The 20516-nt window shown below is 50.4% G+C and carries 25 protein-coding genes; all 25 read right to left on the reverse strand.

Annotation, left to right across the window (positions count from 1 at the left end; all coding sequences use genetic code 11):
- Positions 1-7 precede the first annotated feature (7 nt).
- A complete protein-coding gene (fliR, locus tag MKZ07_RS09720; protein WP_036692526.1) occupies positions 8-799 on the reverse strand; it encodes a flagellar biosynthetic protein FliR in 792 nt (263 codons plus the stop codon).
- Positions 800-803: 4 nt separating this feature from the next.
- A complete protein-coding gene (gene fliQ / locus MKZ07_RS09725) occupies positions 804-1073 on the reverse strand; it encodes a flagellar biosynthesis protein FliQ (RefSeq protein WP_036692523.1) in 270 nt (89 codons plus the stop codon).
- Positions 1074-1095: 22 nt separating this feature from the next.
- Positions 1096-1860 (reverse strand): flagellar type III secretion system pore protein FliP, encoded by a 765-nt coding sequence (gene fliP, locus MKZ07_RS09730; RefSeq protein ID WP_036692519.1) that lies wholly within the window; start codon positions 1858-1860, stop codon positions 1096-1098.
- On the reverse strand, positions 1857-2387 hold the full coding sequence (locus MKZ07_RS09735; RefSeq protein ID WP_036692516.1) for a flagellar biosynthetic protein FliO: 531 nt from the start codon (positions 2385-2387) through the stop codon (positions 1857-1859). The genes fliP and MKZ07_RS09735 overlap by 4 nt, the downstream gene beginning before the upstream one ends.
- A 9-nt stretch (positions 2388-2396) precedes the next feature.
- Complete coding sequence (locus tag MKZ07_RS09740) at positions 2397-2762, reverse strand: response regulator (protein WP_036692515.1); 366 nt, start codon at positions 2760-2762, stop codon at positions 2397-2399.
- Between the two features lie 26 nt (positions 2763-2788).
- Positions 2789-4123: a flagellar motor switch phosphatase FliY gene (fliY, locus tag MKZ07_RS09745; RefSeq protein WP_036692512.1), complete on the reverse strand. Its 1335-nt coding sequence runs from the start codon at positions 4121-4123 to the stop codon at positions 2789-2791.
- Positions 4113-5111 (reverse strand): flagellar motor switch protein FliM, encoded by a 999-nt coding sequence (gene fliM / locus MKZ07_RS09750; RefSeq protein WP_036692509.1) that lies wholly within the window; start codon positions 5109-5111, stop codon positions 4113-4115. Before fliM ends, fliY begins: the two co-directional genes overlap by 11 nt.
- A 39-nt stretch (positions 5112-5150) precedes the next feature.
- Entirely contained in the window at positions 5151-5618 is a 468-nt protein-coding gene (locus MKZ07_RS09755) for a flagellar basal body-associated FliL family protein (protein ID WP_036692501.1), read from the reverse strand.
- Positions 5615-5839: a flagellar FlbD family protein gene (locus MKZ07_RS09760; protein WP_036724671.1), complete on the reverse strand. Its 225-nt coding sequence runs from the start codon at positions 5837-5839 to the stop codon at positions 5615-5617. Before MKZ07_RS09760 ends, MKZ07_RS09755 begins: the two co-directional genes overlap by 4 nt.
- Before the next feature lie 112 nt (positions 5840-5951).
- Positions 5952-6770 (reverse strand): flagellar basal body rod protein FlgG, encoded by an 819-nt coding sequence (gene flgG, locus MKZ07_RS09765; RefSeq protein WP_036692497.1) that lies wholly within the window; start codon positions 6768-6770, stop codon positions 5952-5954.
- Positions 6771-6893: 123 nt separating this feature from the next.
- Positions 6894-7277, reverse strand: a complete 384-nt coding sequence (locus tag MKZ07_RS09770) for a TIGR02530 family flagellar biosynthesis protein (protein WP_036692495.1) — start codon at positions 7275-7277, stop codon at positions 6894-6896.
- Positions 7274-7807: a flagellar hook capping FlgD N-terminal domain-containing protein gene (locus tag MKZ07_RS09775; RefSeq protein WP_036692493.1), complete on the reverse strand. Its 534-nt coding sequence runs from the start codon at positions 7805-7807 to the stop codon at positions 7274-7276. The genes MKZ07_RS09770 and MKZ07_RS09775 overlap by 4 nt, the downstream gene beginning before the upstream one ends.
- A gap of 27 nt (positions 7808-7834) precedes the next feature.
- Positions 7835-9310, reverse strand: a complete 1476-nt coding sequence (locus tag MKZ07_RS09780; RefSeq protein ID WP_036692491.1) for a flagellar hook-length control protein FliK — start codon at positions 9308-9310, stop codon at positions 7835-7837.
- A gap of 22 nt (positions 9311-9332) precedes the next feature.
- Complete coding sequence (locus MKZ07_RS09785) at positions 9333-10283, reverse strand: MotE family protein (protein WP_235218363.1); 951 nt, start codon at positions 10281-10283, stop codon at positions 9333-9335.
- Positions 10284-10301: 18 nt separating this feature from the next.
- Positions 10302-10745 (reverse strand): flagellar export protein FliJ, encoded by a 444-nt coding sequence (fliJ, locus tag MKZ07_RS09790; RefSeq protein ID WP_036692490.1) that lies wholly within the window; start codon positions 10743-10745, stop codon positions 10302-10304.
- A 6-nt stretch (positions 10746-10751) separates the two neighbouring features.
- On the reverse strand, positions 10752-12065 hold the full coding sequence (gene fliI, locus MKZ07_RS09795; RefSeq protein ID WP_036692488.1) for a flagellar protein export ATPase FliI: 1314 nt from the start codon (positions 12063-12065) through the stop codon (positions 10752-10754).
- Positions 12058-12906, reverse strand: coding sequence for a FliH/SctL family protein (locus MKZ07_RS09800; protein ID WP_036692487.1), 849 nt, complete (start codon positions 12904-12906; stop codon positions 12058-12060). Before MKZ07_RS09800 ends, fliI begins: the two co-directional genes overlap by 8 nt.
- The gene (fliG, locus tag MKZ07_RS09805; RefSeq protein WP_036692485.1) at positions 12899-13915 is read right to left on the reverse strand and encodes a flagellar motor switch protein FliG; all 1017 of its coding nucleotides are present in this window, start codon (positions 13913-13915) and stop codon (positions 12899-12901) included. The genes MKZ07_RS09800 and fliG overlap by 8 nt, the downstream gene beginning before the upstream one ends.
- A 4-nt stretch (positions 13916-13919) precedes the next feature.
- Entirely contained in the window at positions 13920-15509 is a 1590-nt protein-coding gene (gene fliF, locus MKZ07_RS09810; protein WP_341025644.1) for a flagellar basal-body MS-ring/collar protein FliF, read from the reverse strand.
- Between the two features lie 34 nt (positions 15510-15543).
- On the reverse strand, positions 15544-15852 hold the full coding sequence (gene fliE, locus MKZ07_RS09815; protein ID WP_036692482.1) for a flagellar hook-basal body complex protein FliE: 309 nt from the start codon (positions 15850-15852) through the stop codon (positions 15544-15546).
- A gap of 29 nt (positions 15853-15881) precedes the next feature.
- Positions 15882-16328: a flagellar basal body rod protein FlgC gene (flgC, locus tag MKZ07_RS09820; protein ID WP_036692480.1), complete on the reverse strand. Its 447-nt coding sequence runs from the start codon at positions 16326-16328 to the stop codon at positions 15882-15884.
- A 6-nt stretch (positions 16329-16334) separates the two neighbouring features.
- Positions 16335-16742, reverse strand: a complete 408-nt coding sequence (flgB, locus tag MKZ07_RS09825) for a flagellar basal body rod protein FlgB (RefSeq protein ID WP_036692479.1) — start codon at positions 16740-16742, stop codon at positions 16335-16337.
- Positions 16743-17118: 376 nt separating this feature from the next.
- Positions 17119-18519, reverse strand: a complete 1401-nt coding sequence (gene hslU, locus MKZ07_RS09830; protein WP_036692477.1) for an ATP-dependent protease ATPase subunit HslU — start codon at positions 18517-18519, stop codon at positions 17119-17121.
- Positions 18520-18552: 33 nt separating this feature from the next.
- Complete coding sequence (gene hslV, locus MKZ07_RS09835; protein ID WP_036692475.1) at positions 18553-19095, reverse strand: ATP-dependent protease subunit HslV; 543 nt, start codon at positions 19093-19095, stop codon at positions 18553-18555.
- Positions 19096-19135: 40 nt separating this feature from the next.
- Positions 19136-20515: an FADH(2)-oxidizing methylenetetrahydrofolate--tRNA-(uracil(54)-C(5))-methyltransferase TrmFO gene (gene trmFO, locus MKZ07_RS09840; RefSeq protein WP_036692474.1), complete on the reverse strand. Its 1380-nt coding sequence runs from the start codon at positions 20513-20515 to the stop codon at positions 19136-19138.
- Position 20516: the final 1 nt, after the last annotated feature.

Here is a 20516-nt window from a genome sequence, read left to right on the forward strand (position 1 = left end):
CCGTAGCCTAAGGACTCTTCCCAATGAGGCCAAGCAAGTTGTGCATGGACTCGAACATAATCTCGAAGAGATTCTGGAACAGCGCAGCCATCCCCGGCATCAGTATAAGAAGCAGCGCCAGACCGATAATGATTTTGAGCGGGACACCGATGACAAACACATTATATTGCGGAGCCGTTCTCGCCAGGAAGGCCAGGCCTACATCCGTCAGGAACAGTGCAGCGACCAGCGGAGCCGACATTTGAAAGGCCAGCATAAAGGATTGAGCAAAGGTGCGGATCAGAAACTCTGACAAGCTTCCGCCGATCATTTTGAGGAACAGGTCATTATCGATCGGCACCCATTTATAGCTGTATACAATAGCATCCAGCAGGTAGTGGTGGCCATTCATGCTCAGGAACAGCAGCAGTGCAATCATATACTTGAAGTTACCGATAATCGGTGCCGAGGCCCCGGTCATCGGGTCAATGACGTTCGCAATCCCGAACCCGATCTGAATATCGATAAAAGAGCCCGCAGTCTGAATCGTCATAAACATCAGGTAGGCGATAAACCCAAGCAACAGCCCGATTAATGCCTCCCTGATAATCAGGAGGATAAACCCCAGATCCTGCGGAACTGTAATATTCATGCTGCCTGAGCTGAAGATGACCATCGATACAAAAAAAGACAAACCAATTTTGAACGTTGTCGGCACGCTTTGCGACGAAAAGACAGGAACGACAACAAAAAAGGCGGTAATTCGACAAAAAATCAGCAGAAAGACAGGAAAACTTTGCACCAGGGTCTCTATATTCATAGACTCAACCGATATACATATAGAGACTGCCCAGAATTTGGCTGGTGAAATCCACCAGCTTCGTTATAATCCACGGACCGAACAGCAGTAAAGCAAGCAGTACGGCAACGATTTTGGGAACAAACGCCAGGGTCTGCTCCTGAATCTGGGTTGTGGCTTGAAAAATACTGACGATCAGTCCTACCACCAGACCAAGAATCAGCATGGGGGCGCTGGTCTCCAGCACTAAATATACGGCTTGGCCGGCCAGGCCGATAATAAACTCCGCATTCATCCCATGTACCTCCTCTTACAAGTCAGGTGTTAAAACTCAGCAGCAGTGATTTGACTACTAGGTACCAGCCGTCCACCAGCACAAAGAGCATAATTTTGAAAGGCAACGATATCATTACCGGCGGCAGCATCATCATCCCCATGGCCATCAGGGTGCTGGACACCACAATATCAATAATAAGAAAAGGAATAAAAATCATAAAGCCCATGGTAAACGCCTTTTTCATCTCGCCGATTGCAAAAGCAGGTACCATTACTGTTAAAGGAATATCATTATAGCTGGCTGGCTTCACTGTAGCGTTATTGCCGGTATAGTTCATGAACAGCAGCAGGTCCTTCGTATTCGTCTGCTTGAACATAAATTCCTTAATCGGCTCCTGCGCTTTGTTCAGAGCTTCGCTCTGGGTCAGAGTGCCCTTCATATAGGGCTGTAAGGCCGTCTCGTTCACAGTTGCCAGTGTCGGCGACATAATGAACAAGGTTAGGAACAGAGCCAGTCCTACCAGCACCTGGTTCGGTGGCATCTGCTGTGTACCCAGTGAGGTTCTCACGAACCCCAGTACGATCACAATCCGCGTGAAGCTGGTCATCAGCACCAGGAATGAAGGAGCAATGCTAAGCACCGTTACCAGCAGCAGGATAGAGATGGAGCTCGTACCCCCGCTTGGAGCATCATTGTCTCCCACCGAGATATTGATATTAGGAATCGGGTCAGCATGAACCGGATGCAGGAGCAGCACACTGAAAATACCAAGCAACAAAAAAGAAAGAATCAGCTTTTTTTTCATAAATCCTCCGACTCTTTCCTGAGATCCTCATCCCTGCGCAGTTCCTCCAGCTTCTCCTTGCGCTCTGGCGCCAGGGCAAGCTTGGATTGCAGCGTCTCATAGAAAGACGAAGTCTCATGAATCTCAATTTCCTGGGACGGCACCTCACCGCGCAGCTTGGACTTGATTTTGGCGATAAGCGGTGCAATGAAGTTGTCTGTTCCTGAGGCCTGGTCTTCAAAAGCGGATATAATCAGCGCCACCTCTGCCGGATCGGTGATCTTATCCATCATAGTGATGTCCTCGCCCACTCCGATCAGATAGAGGCTGCCGCCCAGCTCAATGACCTGAATCGACTTATTCGGACCCAGCCCCAGCGCACCCAGCGTACGGATGGAACGGCCGCTCATCAGAGTCTGATTGCGGCGTCCCAGAAAACGGATCAGCAGCACGATAAGAATAACAATGACTGCCAGAAAAAAAACAACCTTCAATAAATTCAGCAGGGCATTACTACTGTCTCCGAGCGTTCCGGAAGCAAATAACATACCTCGTTCCTATATACCCAGCGTTTTGTTGATGGCTTCAATGACACGGTCTGCCTGGAACGGCTTCACAATAAAGTCTTTGGCACCGGCCTGGATTGCATCAATAACCATAGCCTGCTGACCCATGGCTGAACACATAATGACTTTGGCATTGGCATCTACTTTTTTGATTTCCTTAAGGGCGGCAATTCCGTCCATTTCAGGCATGGTGATATCCATCGTGATCAGATCCGGACGCAGTTCCTTAAATTTCTCTATAGCCTGTGAACCGTCCTGGGCTTCACCCACTACCTCAAATCCGTTTTTCGACAAAATGTCCCGGATCATCATTCTCATAAATGCTGCATCGTCCACGATTAGAATTCGGTTAGCCATTTTTACAAAATCCTCCCTAAGTATGCTTATTGTAATTTTTGTATACGGTCCCACTGGCTGACGATATCCGTAACGCGGACACCGAAGTTCTCGTCGATAACTACGACTTCCCCCTTGGCAATGAGCTTGTTGTTAACCAGAATGTCAACAGGCTCACCTGCCAGCTTGTCCAGTTCAATAATTGAACCTTGCGACATTTCCAGAATATCTTTAATCTGCTTCTGGGTCCTTCCTAATTCTACGGTTACCTTCAGTGGTATGTCCATCAATAAATTTAAATTATTTTCGTCAATATTGCCAAAAGCCCCTGCACTCAGATTCGCAAATTGCACAGGCTGCACATTTACATTACGGCCCTGTGCAGGATTCTGCGCCTGAGGCTGCGGATAGGGCATGCCCTGCGGCGGCATTCCGTAAGGCGGCATGCCCTGCATCCCATACGCCGGCATCCCTGCCGGAGGATAATAATATCCCCCTTCCGGCATTCCCGGATAAGGCGGCATTCCCTGGCCCTGCGGCGGATATTGCGGAGGGTACCCTCCCGCCTCCGGCGCTGGCATTTGCTGCTGAGCTGTAGGCGGAGCCTGTGCCGGTTCCGGTGCAGGCGCTGGTGCGGCTGCCGCAGCCGGAGGCGGTGTTGCTTCCGCAGAGGAGACGGCCGCTTCCTGGTCAGCCTGGCTGACATCGCCTAGCAGCATGGTCACCATATCCTTGGCGAATTGTACAGGCAGCAGCTGCATAATGGTGGAATCAATCAGATCGCCGATCTTGAGGCGGAAGGAAATCTGGATTAGCGTCTCATCATCCGGCAGGCTTCCTACACCTTCTCCGCTCGACATGTTAAGAATGTCAATGCCTGGCGGAGAAATATTGACGAATCTGTTGAAGATCGTTGACATTGAGGTAGCGGACGAACCCATCATCTGGTTCATCGCTTCCTGCACGGCACTGATATGAATCTCATTCAGTTCCTCGTCCTTAGGATCTCCTTCCCCACCGAGCATCAAGTCGGCAATGACCTGTGCATCCCTGATCTTGATAACCAGAGAATTGATGCCCTGGAAACCGTCGACATACTGTACGTGAACAGCCACATGAGGTTTGGGAAAGGCTTCCTCGAACTCTCCGCGTGTAATAATGGAAACCTTAGGGGTAGTAATGTCTACCTTCTTACCCAGTAGGGTGGAGAGTGCGGTTGCCGCACTTCCGAAGGTGATATTCCCAATTTCTCCCAGTGCATCCTGTTCAAAAGGTGTTAAGTAATCATCCACGGTCTTCGGTGAAGGAGCCAAGTTGCCTTCCGCAGACTGTCTAAGAAGAGCATCTATCTCTTCCTGGGACAAATAATCTTTACTCGTCAAACTCTTCAACCCCTTCGCTGACAATCTCGTCTATTTGCACAGCCACACGTTCTTTGATCATCCCCGGACTTCCAATGAATTTCAGCTTGTCCCCCACCTTAATCGACAGACCGGAATCCACCGTCTTGTTAAGAGAAATCACGTCGCCGATGCTGAGCCCGAGAAATTCAGCAATGGATAAATTCGATTCGCCAAGCTCCGCCACGATTGGAAGCTGCGCCCGGTGAACCCGTGCCCGGATGGCTTCGAGCTCTACCTCATCCCGCACCTTTTTCTCGGAGACAAACCACTGGTGCACCGAGAGCCTTGACATAATCGGCTCCAGCACAACGTGCGGGATACAAAGGTTGATCATCCCCGTCGTGTCTCCTATTTTGGTACTGAGGGAGATCAGGGCAATCGTTTCATTTGGCGATACAATTTGCATAAACTGCGGATTCGTTTCCAGCGCCTCCATCCTGGGATGGATATCAAGCACTGTCTTCCAGGCTTCCTGCAGACTTTCAAAGCATCTGCTGAAAATCCTCTCCATAATGGTCGTTTCGATTTCAGTCAACGCATTGATTTTGGAGGGTGCCGTTCCGAAGCCGCCAAGCAGACGGTCCAGCATGGCAAAAGCAATATTCGGATGCACCTCCATCACCATCCGGCCCTCCAGCGGCTCGGCCTCAAAAATATTCAATATCGTCATTTTGGGAATGGAGCGGATAAACTCGTCATAAGGGAGCTGCTCTACTTGAACGACATTGATCTGCACGAAGGTGCGCAATTGGGCCGAAAAGTACGTTGTAAGATAGCGGGCAAAGTTATCATGAATCCGGGTAAGGCTGCGGATATGATCTTTGGAGAAACGCACGGCCCGTTTGAAATCATAAGAGCGGATCTTTTTAGTGGTTTCTTCTTTTTTAAGTTCGTCGGCATCCATTTCACCGGATGAAAGTGCAGCAAGCAGAGCATCAATTTCGTTTTGTGATAGTACATCAACCAATTCAATCACCCCCCCATCAAAGAATAGACCCGCCTGCAGCTACATAGATGCCAGTATGAATTTGGTGAATTCAATCTGGGTGATGGAACCTTCTGTCAGGTTCTTATTGATGATATTCACCAGTTTGCTGCTGAACTGATCTTTGCCGCTGGCCCCATTCAACTCCTCGGGTTTGGCATCGGCAATCGCTTTGATAATCAGCGGTGTTATTTTAATAGATTTTATCTTTTCGAATTCTTCCTTGGACGACGCCGAATCTAATTGAAGCGCGATGTCAACTGAAAGGATGTAATCGGGATCGGCAAGATTAGTTTTGATATCTTTGATTTCGGCTGTCATCTCAACAATTTGATCAGCAGTCATCTTCTTCGTCTCCACGTTCTGGACAGCCTTGCTCACTTCATTCCCATCACCTGGGAAAATTTTGTCCATTAGTAAGAATGCAGCGACTACGATAAGTGTAACGGCCAGCAATATCGTGATGAGCCATGGCAGCATCTTTTTCATGAAAGCTCCTCCATTGACTGGACTTTAATGGTGGCAGCGTGTGTGCCTATGTCCCTGTTATATTCCTTAATCTTGCTAATGACTTCATCGGCTTTTTCAAGCACGATCAGTCTTTTGCCGGTTACCAGCGTAATATACGTGTCCGGTGATTCTTCAACCATTTCAACCAGCAGGGCATTCAGCCACATCCCCGCCCCGTTCAATCTTGTTACCGAAATCATGACAGGCCTCCTAACCTAAATAGGGGGAGGAGATCCTCCCCCACGACTGTAATAACATTTCCGCTGCGGGCAAAACGTTATTATTCAGCAAATTACATATTACGGTTCAGGCTTAACGCTTCAGATTAACTACTTCCTGTAATACTTCATCGGAAGTGGTGATAATCCGCGAATTCGCCTGGAATCCACGCTGGGTAACAATCATTTCTGTAAACTCGCCGGTCAGATCCACATTGGACATTTCCAGTTGGCCTGGAACGATGGTACCAGTTCCCACTTCTGCATTATTGGCAGTCGTCGGCTCCAACGCCCCTTCAGCATTTGCATTTAAGGTCATCCGGTACAGGTTGCCGCCAATTTTCTCAAGCCCTCCCGGATTACTGACTTTGCCAACACCAATTTGAACACCGGATTCAGTAGTGCCGTCCGCCATCGTCTGCACAATTGTTCCGTCACTGGAGATGGAGAATCCCGTTGCATCATCGCTGAGTTGAATGGGTGCGCCCCCGGAGTCAACGACATGCAGGCCATCCGATGTAATCAGATTACGGCTGGCGTCCACATGGAAATCTCCGGCACGGGTTAGGAATGGAATCTCCTGATCACCCGAAAGCTTCACCAGAAAGAATCCGTCTCCTTCAATCCGCAAATCTGTAGGGTTATTGGTAGTCATTGCACTACCACCGGTGTGCAGGGTATCAATTGAACCGATACTCACTCCAAGACCGATCTGCTTGGCGTTGACACCGCCTTGTCCCTCTTCCCCAGGTGCTGTAACCCCGGAGACAGTCTGGCTCATAATATCCTTGAACATCACGCGTCCAGACTTGAAGCCGATGGTATTGACATTCGCAATATTGTTACCAATGACATCAAGCTTGGTCTGGAATCCGCGCATACCTGAAACCCCTGAGTACATAGATCTTAACATTATTAATCGTCCTCCCGGTTATAGAGTCTTCTGACTCTTAAGAATTGAAAGATGAAGCTGGAGTGGTGGCCGCGTCAGTCGGTCGGCAGCCACTATCGGCTCTCCAGTAAGGACCAGCCGATGTCAAGATATAATTACTGCACTGTCAATCTGCGTGAATACATTGTCCTTCATTGAATTGCCATCCATCGCTGTAACAACTGTCCGGTTCTTCACACTAACAATAAGTGCCATATCCTTCATAAGAATCAGAGATTCTTTGCTGCCCTTGGCGGCTGCTTTGTCTACCGCAGTGGAGATCTGATCCAGTTGGCGGCTGCCAAGCTCGATTCCCCGCTGCTCCAGGCGTTTAGCTGCATGGTTACTGAACTTCAGGATATTCTTCTGCAGCACACTCTCGAACGACGCTTCAGGACTTGAGGAGCCCTTAACAGATTGCTGACGCTGCAAGGCGGAAGGATGTACAGCTGCCGGATATAATTGTCCGATAGTTATTCTGTCACTCATGATGTCTCCCCGCTCTCCCCGTTTGTCGCAGTCTCACTGGCTGCCGGAGTCTCACTGGTTGCTGGACTCTCGCTAGCCGCTGGAGTCTCGCTGCCCGCTGGAGGTGTAGTACCAGCATTCTGAATTTGCGTAATATCTGTTAGAGCAATACGCTCCTTGCCTACCACTGCGTATTGTACCCCGCTGCTGACAACAATCGATTCAACATTGCCCGATTTCGGCAATTTCGTCTCAGCATCCGTCCAGGTGATATCCTTCCCGATCAATCCTGACACCGAGCCAAGGGACTGATTCAGTGCTGTAAGCTGGGTGGATATGTTCATAAGCTGCTCTACAGATGAGAATTGAGCCATTTGAGCGATGAATTCCTTATCCTCCATCGGCTGCATCGGGTCCTGGTTCTGCAGCTGGGTAATCAGTATTTTCAAGAACTGATCCTTGCCCAGTGTAGAGGTACCTGTGGTCTTGGGTGTCTTATCATTCGCTACATAATTCCACTGGTTGCTGTTAGACACGGGATTCGTTGCCATATTATTTCACCTCGCTTGTTCTGTTCATCAAATCTTGGTTGAGAATCCGCCGCTCTGGTTGGTATCCTGCTGAGTAGCAGAAACCCAATCCTTCCATTCGCCATTAAGCTCTGCGGCGAGCACGGCATCTGCTGATTCTTCCTGGTGATCCCGCGAACGTCTGCCTTGCTGCTGTCCGCCCGCGCCTGCCTGCTGACCCTGCCCTCCGGTCCACTGTGACTGAGGGGAGTTGTTGTTCTGCGTCACTTCGAGGCGCTCTACCTGAAGTCCCTGGGACTGCAATGCCAATCGAAGCTGGCTCATCTGCTGCTCAAGCATATCCTTGGTTCCGGCATGCTGGGTCATGAACTGTGCCACCAGATTTCCGTTTTGCATGGTAATCTTCACATCCACTTGTCCAAGATTCTCTGGGAATAAGGTGATCGTAGCTTCAGCCACTCCGCCCTTCTTGACAATCTCAAGCTTACCGCTGATGAAGGTGTTCATCTCCTGGGCGAATTGCTGGACCGGCACTGGCGCGGCTTCCGCCTTCAGCGGTGCAGTAATTCCGTGCCGCAGCGATAATTGGCCGGCCGTTACAACCTCCGGCTCCTGAGTCGTCCCTTCTCCAGATAGTAAAGGATCTTCGGCAGACACTGTCTCCTTCAATGTGGCAGTCACTACCGCGGCAATAGGAGTGGAACCCTCAGGTGCAGTTACAGCTTCGGAATTGCCAGCCACAGCTGCTGCATTCAACATGGAACCTGTGCTCGCTGAAGCCCCCAATAACCTACGGACATCCGTTGCCAAATCTCCCTTGCTATACATTCCCACCCTAGGCTCGCTTTCCGTTGCCTGCTTAAGCGACACCGCTGGAGCATCAACAACTGCTGGAGTCTTGTTAGCCATGGACTTGTGATTAACAGGTGCACTCTCCGCCATAATAGCTGAGAATTGATTTAGAAGCGCAGCTCCTTTGGCAGCAGTCTCCTGATCCCCGCTGACAGCTGCTATCTGAACCCGTTGAACCAGGCTGTTCAGTTCATCTTGAATGGCAAAGCGCAGGGTTTCAGGGTTCTTGGCAAGTGGCGACAAGCTGATGGATGTGTCAGCAACAGTAGCTGAGGCATCCTGTGAACCTGGAGAGGGATTGCCGGACACAAGAGCAGATACTTGAAGCAGCCAACTTTGAAGCGCAGCAATTAGTGCCGGATCAGCCTCCAGACTGGTGTCAAGCTTCTCTATATCCTGCACAAGACCTTCCAGCAGCTTCGTTTGCTTAACATCTGTACTGCCTGCCTCTTCTCCCTTAGCCTGAACAGCACTGAGGAGTCCCTGCAATAATGAAGCTAAATTACCGGCTACGGGAGTCTCAGTGCCTTTGGCAGTCGTAACTCCCCCCATGCTCTGCACAAGCGTCTGGGCAAATGGCATCGACGGGTTAACTGTCCCGGTTGTCCCCTGCGTTGTTCCGCCGGAAGCAGCCAGATTGCCTGCGGTTAAGGTTTGTAGAATAATACTCATCTTTTTCACCTCCCTTCAAAAGTTATTTCCCGCCCATCAGACGGTTGACAATTTTGGCTGTCTGCTTGCTGTCTTTCTTGGTCATCTCCCCCAAAATGGAGGAGCGGACCGAGTCACTGACCGTATTCAGCACCGTGATGACTTTATCCGGACTCAGGCTGTACATGGAGCCAAGCAGCACTGCCGCATCCGCAGCGGGCATGCTGGTGAAGGTCTGGCCTAGCTTCTCCTGATCCAGATTAGCTGAAGGCTTGGGAGTAGCAGTACCAGCCTCCTGCTTTAGCCGGGATTGCAGGGCTGCAATAGCCATATCGGTTGAATTTGTGGTTTCTTTTAGCTTTATGGAGACATCTGCCGCTTTTTTGGCATCCATTTTTTCCAGGATGGCCGTTTTGCTGGCATTGTTCATCACACTGAAGATTTGAACCATCTCATCGGTAGTCAAATTCTCCATAATCGGCGCCGCTTTGGAGGCCTTCATCCCGGCATACAGCTTAGCCAGATCCGTCACTTTCTTCAGATAAGGATCTTCCTCTTCCTCGGTGGCTGCGGCCGTTTCAGCAGCGGTCTTTAACTCATCAACCTGCTTTTGAAGTGCTTCGGCCTTGGTTGTCTCCGCCGCCTTGTCTTCTTCAGCCTTCTTCAGTTTTTCCTCCCCAGCGGTAAGTTGAGCTTTGAGTTCTTTGATCGTGCTCGCGGAGCTCGCGGCCTGCTCTTTACTCTCTGCGGGCGGATTCTCCTCTGCGGCTTCACCCGGCGCTGCCGGGTCCGCGGGCGGATCAGGCACCCATTTCTCTATAACAGGAATTTTGTTGGCAATCGCCAACACGTTATTGCGGATATCCATATTAAATAGGGTGAGCAGTACCCCAAGCAGTACAAGCGTGAAAATGATTGGAATCATCAAGAACAAAAAACGCTCTAATTTGCCTGCCGACCCTTCATCTTCAAGTTCCATCTGATTATTTGCCACTAGCGGAAACCTCCCGGGTTAGAGGGATTTCATCGCGAAGCGGACGGTAGCCATCTCATCCAGTTCGTTTTGTTCCCGTAAACTCATATTCTGCAGAAATGCGGTTTGTGCTTTGTCTTTGGCTTTGAGCCATACCTTCTCATCCAGAACCTTCGTACTCAGGTGATCCTGCTTATTCTGAACCTCAACATGTGCCCTACTAATGTCGGAATGCTTACGGGCAATGCATTTGTCGAGATAATCCACGTAATCCTGCATTTCACGAAGCTTAGCCATCGGTGTCTTCTGCTGTGCTGCACTTTGCAGGGACAACATCAGCGTGCTGCGCTGACCAGTTAATTCATCAAGGCTTTTTTCCTGTGCCTGCAGTTCTCCGAGCGCGCTTGAGAGCATCCACTCTGCCTGTGTTTTTTCGTTACCCTTCAAGTCCACCACTTTTTGAAAAGTATAATGGAATCTCATGATCAATCAACTCCTCGAGAACTGTGAAATTAAAGTCTGCTGCACTTCGCTGAGGGTTACCTTCTCGTTCACCTTTTGCTTGGTGAAATCCCAGATGCTGTCGATGTAATGCATCGACTCATCGATTTGCGCGTTAGAGCCCCTCTGGTAGGCTCCGATGTTAATCAGGTCCTCGGAATCCTTATATACCGCCATCAGGCGCTTCACATTCTCGGCCGCTGCAATCTGCTCCTCCGGGGCGATATCCTTCATCACCCGGCTGATGCTTGCGAGAACGTCGATCGCTGGAAAATGTCCTTTATTGGCTATATTCCGGTTCAGAACAATATGTCCGTCCAGAATGCCGCGCACAGCATCTGCTATCGGCTCGTTCATATCGTCACCGTCAACCAGCACCGTGTAGAACGCGGTGATTGAGCCTGTAGGGCCCGTCCCAGCACGTTCCAGCAGCTTAGGCAGACTGGCGAATACAGAAGGTGTATACCCTCTCATCGCCGGAGGCTCGCCGACTGCTAGCCCTACCTCACGCTGCGCCATCGCATAACGTGTTACCGAGTCCATCATCAGCATGACATTCAGACCACGGTCGCGGAAGTACTCGGCAATCGTAGTGGCGATCAGCGCCCCCTTAATCCGGATCAGTGCAGGCTGATCGGAAGTGGCCACAATGACCACCGAACGCTGAAGACCTTCGGGTCCCAGATCGCGCTCAATGAAATCAAGCACCTCTCTGCCCCGTTCACCGATCAGCGCAATCACATTGACATCTGCCGAGGTGTTTCGGGCAATCATGCCCATCAGTGTACTCTTCCCCACACCCGAGCCGGCAAAAATCCCTACACGTTGCCCCTTACCGATAGTCAAAAGTCCATCAATAGCCCGGACTCCAATGCTGATCGGTTCGGCGACCCGCGGGCGGTTAAGCGGATTGGACGGAATGTTGAAGGTGGAGCTGTGCGGCATTCTGGCCGGTATCAGTGAACCATCCAGCGGCTGTCCCAGACCGTCGAGAACCTTCCCGAGCAGCTCCGAGCCGACTTGAACGCTAAGCGGCTTGCCGGTGCCCACTACATCACAACCAGGCCCGATAGCCTGCAGTTCGCCAAGCGGCATTAACAGCACCTTGTTATCACGGAACCCTACAACCTCTGCCTGAAGCGGCTTACTTCCTTTGGCAGGATAGATATAACACACATCACCGATGCTGGCGTCTGGCCCTTCCGACTCCACCATCAGCCCGATAACCTGAGTAACCTTACCGTTAATCCTTACCGGATCGAAGTTACGCAGCTGATCTTTGTATCTTCTGCTGTCAAGCATCGTCGTCCCCATTTCTGTGTTCATCTGAGTCCAGAGCGATTCTTAGCAGTTCTTTTTTAATTTCGGCAAGCTGGGTATCAACCCGGGCATCGATGCTGCCGAAGGAAGACCGGATCACACACCCCAGATCTCTGACCGTTGAATCCGGGAGAATCTGCAGCTCAGCCTGAGAGTCCACAGCAAGCGAGAGTTCTTCACGGGCCGCATTGACAAAAGCAAACTGTGCAGGAGACACACAGAGTGAGATCAGCCCCTGCTCACGTTTGCGGGCCAGATTCTTACGGATCAGATCCATCGCAAATTGCGGTTCAACGGTGAGTTGCTTGTCCACGATTTTCTCAGCAATATCACAGCTTAGCTCTACAAGAAACGGCTCCGCCTCCTGAATAATTACATCTCTTGCCCGGTACGCTTCCTGAAGCACGGTCTGCGCTTCGTCCATCATCTCGGCGAGACGCCGGGACATCTCCTGCTCTGCTTGGGCCAGACCTTCTTGATACCCCTGTTGATAGCCCTCGGATTTGACGGCTTCGATCAGCAGCTCATCCTGTTCTCTACGCTCGCGCCACCATTCTTCAGCTTCAGTCCGTGCTGATTCCACAATATTCTCCGCTTCCTCGGAAGCGCTGCGGACTTGACTCTCCGCGAACTCCTGAGCATCCTTCAGCATTTGCTTGCGGGACTGCTCCGCTGCCTCCCTGGCGGGGTCCTGGTAGTGGACTTCACCCGAAGGCTCTTCTGGAGCCGGCTCTTCAGTCAGGCCTGCATGATGTCTGGCCTGTTCAAGACGCTTCAGCACATCTACGGGAATATATTGAGAATGTTTGATCAGCTTAGACAATAATGTCATCTCCTCCGCCACGGGCGATGATAATTTCACCAGACTCTTCGAGTCTGCGGATCGTGCCTACGATGCGGGTCTGTGCTTCTTCCACATCACGCAGCCGCACGGGTCCCATATACTCCATTTCCTCGCGGAAGGTCTCAGCCATACGCTTAGACATATTGCGGAAGATAACATCCCGCACTTCCTCGCTGGCCACTTTGAGCGCAAGCTGCAAGTCCGCGTTGTCGATATCCTTGATAATCCGCTGAATGGAACGGTTATCCACATTGACGATATCTTCGAAGACGAACATCCGCTTCTTGATTTCTTCGGCCAGCTCCGGGTCCTGAATTTCCAAGGAATCGAGAATAGTCCGTTCTGTACCGCGGTCAACACCGTTTAGAATCTGTACAATCGATTCGATACCGCCTGCATTCGTATAATCCTGGGTGACTGTAGCAGACAGCTTCTGTTCCAGCACACGTTCGATCTGGGTTACGACCTCTGGAGAGGTGCTGTCCATAATCGCTATTCTTCTGGCTACCTCGGCCTGCTTCTCCTGAGGCAGAGAAGACAGGATAGAGGCCGCTTGTTCAAATTGCAGATAAGAGAGTACAAGTGCAATGGTCTGCACATTCTCGTTCTGGATGAAGTTGAGAATCTGATTCGGATCTGCCTTGCGGGCAAAATCGAAGGGTCTTACCTGCAGTGTTGCTGTCAGGCGGTTGATCACTTCGAGCGCCTTTGCCGAGCCGAGCGCCTTTTCAAGGATCTCCTTGGCGTAGTTGATACCACCCTGAGAGATATATTCCTGTGCAAGACAGATCTGATGGAATTCGGACATGATCGACTCTTTTTCCCCGCTGTCCACTTTGCGTACATTCGCAATTTCCAGCGTCAGCTGTTCGATTTCCTCATCCCGCAGATGCTTGAATATTTGTGCCGATACTTCAGGCCCTAGTGTGATAAGCAGGATCGCCGCCTTTTGACGGCCGCTGAGTCCCTGCTGGCTAGCTTTTGCCATCTCTTCACCTCTGTTCTTCAGCAAGCCAAGTGCGGAGCAGATTTACGAATTCATCCGGCTTCTTCTTCGCCAGACTTTCCAGCTGCTTGCGGACCTGACTTTCATTCGTCACGCTATCCATATTAATTGAAGGGAACTCGGTAGGAACCTGCAGCGGAATATCTTCTTCCACCTCTTCCTCCTGCTTGTTCTTGCGGCTGCGGTAGATCAGATAACCTCCGCCTGCACCGACCAGCAGAGCAGCCGCACCGATGGCCCAGATCATCCAAGTTGCCAGTCCTCCGGATGTATTCTCGGCAGTGGCACCTCCAAATTGTTGCGAGAATACCGAAACTTTTTTGGTCAGGTCCGCGTCTGTATAAGTAATACCTGAATCTGCCAGCGAGGCGCGGACAATGTTGACCAGAATGTTTTGTATCGCTCCTGAAGTAGCCTCGTCCAAAGTTGTTTGTCCTGCAGGTGGTTCAACCGCGACATTTATGGTTAAATCTTTTACAGTATATGGACTTGCGATAATATCTTTGGTGATTCTCGTAACTTCAAAGTTCCTTGTCTCCGATGATTCCTCAGAAGAAGAAGCACCTGTGTCAGCCCCAGCAGGATAACCTGCAACATCTTCAGACCCTGTACCCGCGACTCCTCCGGATGTGTTCCCTTGGCCCGAGAACGTTTTGCTGATAATCTGCGAGCTGATCTCAATCCCCTTCATATTCTCAGCATCCACCGGTACTACAACATCTTCCTTTCTGTTCTCCTTATCGAAATTAAGCTTGGAGAACACCAGGACATCGACCTTGTCGGGACCTGTCAGGGTACTCAGGAATTGTTTGACATCTTTCTTGACATCATCTTCGAATTTCTTCTTGAGTGCGAAGTTCTCTTCAACCTGGCTGGAGATCCCCGCCTGGCCGCCCTTGGCCGTCGGTTTCAGCTCCACCTCGTTGTTAGTGATCGTAATGTTGTCGATGGGAAGATTCGGGACAGCGGTCTTCACGAGATTGAAGTAACCGTCAATATTCTCCTGGGAGGGTCTGAATCCCGGATCAAAGCTCATCACCACGGAAGCCTGCGCTTTCTCCTGATCCTCCTGTGAGGCGAATACCGTCTCCTTTGGCAGAGTAATGAGAACCTTGGCGTCTTTAATCCCCTGCATCCTTCTCATCAGCTGTTCAACTTCACCATTAAGCGCATTGTTGTATTTAACATTGAATTCACTGTCTGTAGTGCCGATCATGGACGAGGATTCATTGAACACCTTGTACCCGATTGACCCTTGCTGAACGATCCCCTGAGAACCAACAGCTATCTTGATACGTGCAGCATCCGTGCTGGGAACGGAGATACTTTTGCCATCCGGGCTTAAACGGTAAGACACCCCTGATGTATCCAAATAACTCATAACTCCCGCTGAATCGGTACTGTCCAGGTCCTGAAAAGCAACCTCGTATTCTACCTTCGATAACTGCATAGTCGTAACTACGATTACTATAATGATAATAAACAGAGTGGAGAAAAACATTAACTTCTGTTTACCGCTGAATCTGTTCCAATACTGGGTTATCTTCTCCCGGTACTGGGCCAATCTTTCATTCACAGTGTCACCCCATCCGAAACGTAGCTAGGATCATTTAGATTTGAGTTCTCATAATTTCCTGATAGGCTTCAATTACTTTGTTCCGGACTTGTGTAGTCAACTGCAAACTCAGCAATGCCTGTTGGGACGAAATCATAGCCTCATCAATGTTGACCTCTCCCAGTACAAATTTGTTACTCATGTCTTTCGCCTGTTCTTCCTGATCTGCTACCTGGTTAAGCGCATTCTCCAGGTATGAACCGAAGCTCTGTCCCGGCTCTTGCACGGCTGAGGATTCTGCAGCTACGGACTTCATAGCGAGCGGCTGAACCGCCTGGTTCCCGATCAATAAATTCTGTATCAATTCTTCTCCTCCTAGACAGTCAATTCATTTTACCGGCCGATTTCAAGCGCCTTGGTCACCATGGATTTGGATGCGTTCAGCATCGTAACATTCGCTTCGTAAGAACGCGAGGCAGACAGCATGTCCACCATTTCCTTGGTCACATCCACATTCGGCATATATACATAACCGTCAGCGTCCGCATCAGGATGGCTCGGATTATATACGGGCTTGAGCGGAGAAGAATCCTCGATAATCGATTTCACCTTGACGCCATCATTGCCGCCGCTCATCTTGGAGCCGAGTATATTCGCGAAGCTGTCAGCCTGGGTAGTTTCCAGAACTGTGAGCTTACGGCGGTAAGGTACGGCTTTACCGTCCACCACGGAGGCTCTTGTGGTCTCGGCGTTGGCGATATTGGAGGAGATCACATCCATCCGCAGACGCTGGGCGGTTAAAGCCGAGGCGCTAATACCAAAGCTGCTGCCAAAGTTCATTATTTATTACCCTCCCTGTACAACTGTACGCATCATTGTGATCTGACTGTTCAGCTGTTCTACATAAGAGTTGTATCTCAGCTGGTTCTCGGCGCTCAGCGCCTGTTCACGATCCATATCCACATTATTGCCGTTGTTATTCATAGATGTAGTCTCATCGGTACTGACCACAGCAGCCGGCATGCCGGTTACTGTCCCGAAGCGGAAATGGCGGGAGTCTGAAACCTTCGCACCCAGAGTAGCTTTAAGTCCGCCCTCCTGATCTCTCAGGAAGCTCTCAAAGCTAACATCTGAACGTTTAAAATTTGGTGTATCATTATTTGCTACATTATTAGCCAGAACACTTTGTCGTTTGGTGGCGGCATCAAGGCCTCCTTGTAATCTTTGAAAACTGACACTGTTCAGCAAACCCATAGTAATCCCCCTTCCAAACCTATCATAATGAAAAGAATTCCACAACTTTGTTCAAATCCCTGCTTATTTTCGACAAATAAAGTCATTTTTTTCACAACATATTCGTCATTAAGTCGAACCATGTCGATGAATGATTCTTATATCAATCTCACATACATTGATTCTCTTAGAATTTGTATATTATTACAATAAGAAATAAGCCCTATCTTTTCAGAAAAGAGAGGGCTTAAAGCATGTTTTTACAATTATTTTCCTTTTATATTACATTTACTGCTTTATTATAGAATTTTTTAACTTTTTATGCATGAAATTAGAATCAAATTTACATAACCATAATTCGAATTACCTATATTGATGATTTTATGGCTCTGTCATCTTAAAGGATATATTGGCTTAAGTCGCGGTCCTGCGCGATTCCTGCCAGTTTTTCGCGAACATACTCCGGAGTGATGACCACCCTGTCGAGCGTCAGCTCAGGCGCCTCAAATGATAGATCCTCCAGCAGCTTTTCCAGGATTGTATGAAGACGCCGTGCCCCTATGTTCTCCATATTCTGATTCACGGAGGCCGCGATCTTGGCAATTTCCTGAATAGCTTCCTTCTGGAACTGGATTTCAATGTTCTCCGTCTGCAGCAAATGTACATATTGTTTCGTAAGTGCGTTCTCAGGCTCCGTAAGAATAGATACAAAGTCCTCAAGTGTAAGACTGCTCAGCTCCACACGGATCGGGAAACGTCCCTGAAGCTCAGGGATCAGATCTGAAGGCTTGGCAATATGAAAAGCGCCTGCAGCGATGAACAGCACGTAGTCTGTCTTCACAGGCCCGTATTTGGTCATGACTGTTGATCCCTCGACGATTGGCAGAATATCACGCTGCACGCCTTCACGGGATACATCGGGACCTGAGCCCTTGCCTTGGCTGGCTACCTTATCGATCTCATCGATGAAAATAATCCCGGATTGCTCTGCGCGGGCTACTGACTCCTGAATCATGTCGTCTGTGTCAATCAGCTTGGCCGCTTCATCCTGGATCAGCACCTTGCGGGCCTCACGGATCGGCAACTTACGCTTCTTCGTACGCTTAGGCAGCAGGTTGCCGAACATCTCCTGCATATTCATGCCCATCTGGTCGTTCCCCTGGCCCGCGAACATATCCATCATCGAAGGCGTCGTGTCCTCGACATCAATCTCAATGACATCATCTTCCAACTGGCCGGCAAGCAGCTTGAACTTGATCCCTCTGCGGCGTTCGCTCAGGCTTCCGTCCTCCGGCTCTTCCTTAGTATCTTCCGTCCCGCCGTTGTTTCCGCCAAAAATCATCTCAAACGGATTGCGCTGCGATTTACCCTTCGAGGTGGACGGGACCAGGATCGCCACAATCCGGTCATTCGCCAGCTCTTCTGCGCGGTCCTTCACCTTTTCGGTGCGCTCCAGCTTCACCATACGGATAGAGGTCTCAACCAGATCGCGGACCATCGACTCCACATCGCGCCCCACGTAGCCGACTTCCGTAAATTTGGTGGCCTCAACTTTGATGAACGGGGCGTTAACAAGCTTGGCCAGACGCCGGGCAATCTCTGTTTTACCTACACCGGTAGGTCCAATCATTAGTATATTCTTAGGCACAACCTCATCCCGCAGCTCCTCGGACAACAGACTCCGCCGATACCGGTTGCGGAGGGCAACAGCCACTGATTTCTTGGCCTGCTTTTGACCTACGATATATTTGTCAAGCTCTGTTACGATCTGGCGTGGCGTAAGCGATTGATTCACCATTGTGACTTCCTCCCTTTATATATGGCACCTTGCCTATAACTGTTCGACAATGATATTGGAATTGGTATATACACAGATCTCGGATGCAATCTGCAGCGCTTCTCTGGCAATGTCACCGGCACCCATTTGAGGAGCATGACGCTTAAGTGCCCGCCCGGAAGCCAGCGCAAAGTTACCGCCGGAGCCGATCGCCAGCACATCATCATCCGGCTCGATAATTTCACCGTTGCCGGAGATCAGCAGCATGCCTTCCTTATCCATTACGATCATGAGCGCTTCCAGCTTGCGCAGAATGCGGTCCTGGCGCCAATCCTTGGCCAGCTCCACCGCCGCCCGCTGAAGATTGCCGTGATGCTCCTCGAGCTTCCCCTCGAACTTCTCGAACAGGGTAATCGCATCAGCAACGGAGCCTGCGAACCCGGCAATAACCTGGCCTCTGTACAAGCGGCGGACCTTCTTGGCCGTCGTCTTCATAATGACACTCTCTCCGAACGTAACCTGGCCATCACCGGCAATCGCCGCATGGCCGTTATGTCTTACCGCACAAATCGTAGTTGCATGAAAGCTGGGTAACATGATGGACACCCTCCTCAGATTAGGTGATACAGGTCTGAACCTATTGTGCCGGACTATCCGCTTCTGCCGGATCAGTATCCACCGGCTCCGGCTCTGTATACGTCAATTCATGGGCTGCAGCATAAGCAGCAAGGCTGTCAAGCGCCCGGTAAGCCAGACGTTCGTTCTTCTCTTTTTTGCTGCGGAACCGGGCGTCCAGCTTCGGCAGCAGGCCGAAGTTGGCATTCATCGGCTGGAAATGTTCAGGATCGGCCGAAGTGATATAGGCGGGCATGCTGCCCAGCACCGTATCCTCAGGGAAGATCAGGCTCTCTTCGCCAAGCGCAGCTCTCGCTGCATTCATACCGGCGATCATACCGGAAGCCGCAGATTCTACATAACCTTCAACCCCGGTCATCTGGCCGGCAAAAAACAGTCTTTCCCGTCCCTTCATCTGGTAAGTCGGCTGAAGCAGCTTGGGAGAATTAATGAAGGTATTGCGGTGCATAACCCCATAACGCACATATTCAGCTTGCTCCAGGCCCGGAATAAGCGAGAATACCCGTTTTTGCTCGCCCCACTTCAGATGAGTCTGGAAACCAACCAGATTATACAGCGTACCGGCAGCATTGTCCTGGCGCAGTTGCACAACCGCGTAAGGCAGCTTGCCTGTGTGAGGATTGAGCAGTCCTACAGGCTTCATAGGGCCGAACAGTGCCGTCTGCTTTCCGCGTCTCATCATAATTTCAATCGGCATACAGCCTTCAAAGTAAATCTCTTTCTCAAAATCTTTGAGTGCAGCCGTCTCGGCCGAGATCAGCGCATCATAAAAAACATCGAATTCCTCTTCTGTCATTGGACAGTTGAGATAGGCGGCTTCGCCTTTATCATAGCGGGATGCCAGATAGACCTTGCTCATATCGATGCTGTCTTTCTCTACAATCGGCGCTGCTGCATCATAGAAATAGAAGTATTCCTCACCCAGCAGTGCCTTAATCTCCGAAGACAAGGAGGGTGAAGTCAGCGGCCCGGTGGCAATAACAACAATCCCTTCCTCCGGTATATGCGTAAGTTCTTCGTTTATGACTTCCACCAGAGGGTGGTTATGCAGCGTGGACGTGATTTCGCCGGAGAAGCCGTCCCGGTCAACAGCAAGAGCGCCTCCTGCCGGAACAGCATGCCTATCGGCTGCACCCAGCACCAGGGAGCCCAGACGCCGCATTTCTTCCTTAAGTACACCCACCGCGTTCCCAAGGCCATTGGCCCGCAGTGAGTTGCTGCAGACCAGCTCGGCGAACTGATCCGTATGATGCGCCGGTGTCTTCACCACTGGGCGCATCTCATATAGTCTGACTGGAACTCCGCGCGAAGCGATCTGCCAGGCGGCTTCACTCCCGGCCAGACCTGCGCCGATAACGGTTACTTGTGCTTTTTCTGTCAAT

The sequence above is a fragment of the Paenibacillus sp. FSL P4-0338 genome (genome assembly GCF_038002365.1).
Classification (GTDB): Bacteria; Bacillota; Bacilli; order Paenibacillales; family Paenibacillaceae; genus Paenibacillus_AQ.

Coding starts and splice junctions, on each gene's coding strand:
- hslV (WP_036692475.1), bottom strand. CDS start 19,095: ATGTTACCCAGCTTTCATGCAACTACGATTTGTGCGGTAAGACATAAC.
- fliP (WP_036692519.1), bottom strand. CDS start 1,860: ATGAAAAAAAAGCTGATTCTTTCTTTTTTGTTGCTTGGTATTTTCAGT.
- MKZ07_RS09775 (WP_036692493.1), bottom strand. CDS start 7,807: ATGGCAACGAATCCCGTGTCTAACAGCAACCAGTGGAATTATGTAGCG.
- MKZ07_RS09760 (WP_036724671.1), bottom strand. CDS start 5,839: ATGATTTCGGTAACAAGATTGAACGGGGCGGGGATGTGGCTGAATGCC.
- flgG (WP_036692497.1), bottom strand. CDS start 6,770: ATGTTAAGATCTATGTACTCAGGGGTTTCAGGTATGCGCGGATTCCAG.
- fliQ (WP_036692523.1), bottom strand. CDS start 1,073: ATGAATGCGGAGTTTATTATCGGCCTGGCCGGCCAAGCCGTATATTTA.
- fliI (WP_036692488.1), bottom strand. CDS start 12,065: ATGCTTGACAGCAGAAGATACAAAGATCAGCTGCGTAACTTCGATCCG.
- flgB (WP_036692479.1), bottom strand. CDS start 16,742: ATGGGTTTGCTGAACAGTGTCAGTTTTCAAAGATTACAAGGAGGCCTT.
- MKZ07_RS09770 (WP_036692495.1), bottom strand. CDS start 7,277: ATGAGTGACAGAATAACTATCGGACAATTATATCCGGCAGCTGTACAT.
- hslU (WP_036692477.1), bottom strand. CDS start 18,519: ATGGTGAATCAATCGCTTACGCCACGCCAGATCGTAACAGAGCTTGAC.
- MKZ07_RS09740 (WP_036692515.1), bottom strand. CDS start 2,762: ATGGCTAACCGAATTCTAATCGTGGACGATGCAGCATTTATGAGAATG.
- MKZ07_RS09780 (WP_036692491.1), bottom strand. CDS start 9,310: ATGAGTATTATTCTACAAACCTTAACCGCAGGCAATCTGGCTGCTTCC.
- fliR (WP_036692526.1), bottom strand. CDS start 799: ATGAATATAGAGACCCTGGTGCAAAGTTTTCCTGTCTTTCTGCTGATT.
- fliJ (WP_036692490.1), bottom strand. CDS start 10,745: ATGAGATTCCATTATACTTTTCAAAAAGTGGTGGACTTGAAGGGTAAC.
- MKZ07_RS09755 (WP_036692501.1), bottom strand. CDS start 5,618: ATGAAAAAGATGCTGCCATGGCTCATCACGATATTGCTGGCCGTTACA.
- flgC (WP_036692480.1), bottom strand. CDS start 16,328: ATGAACTTTGGCAGCAGCTTTGGTATTAGCGCCTCGGCTTTAACCGCC.
- fliG (WP_036692485.1), bottom strand. CDS start 13,915: ATGGCAAAAGCTAGCCAGCAGGGACTCAGCGGCCGTCAAAAGGCGGCG.
- MKZ07_RS09735 (WP_036692516.1), bottom strand. CDS start 2,387: ATGTTATTTGCTTCCGGAACGCTCGGAGACAGTAGTAATGCCCTGCTG.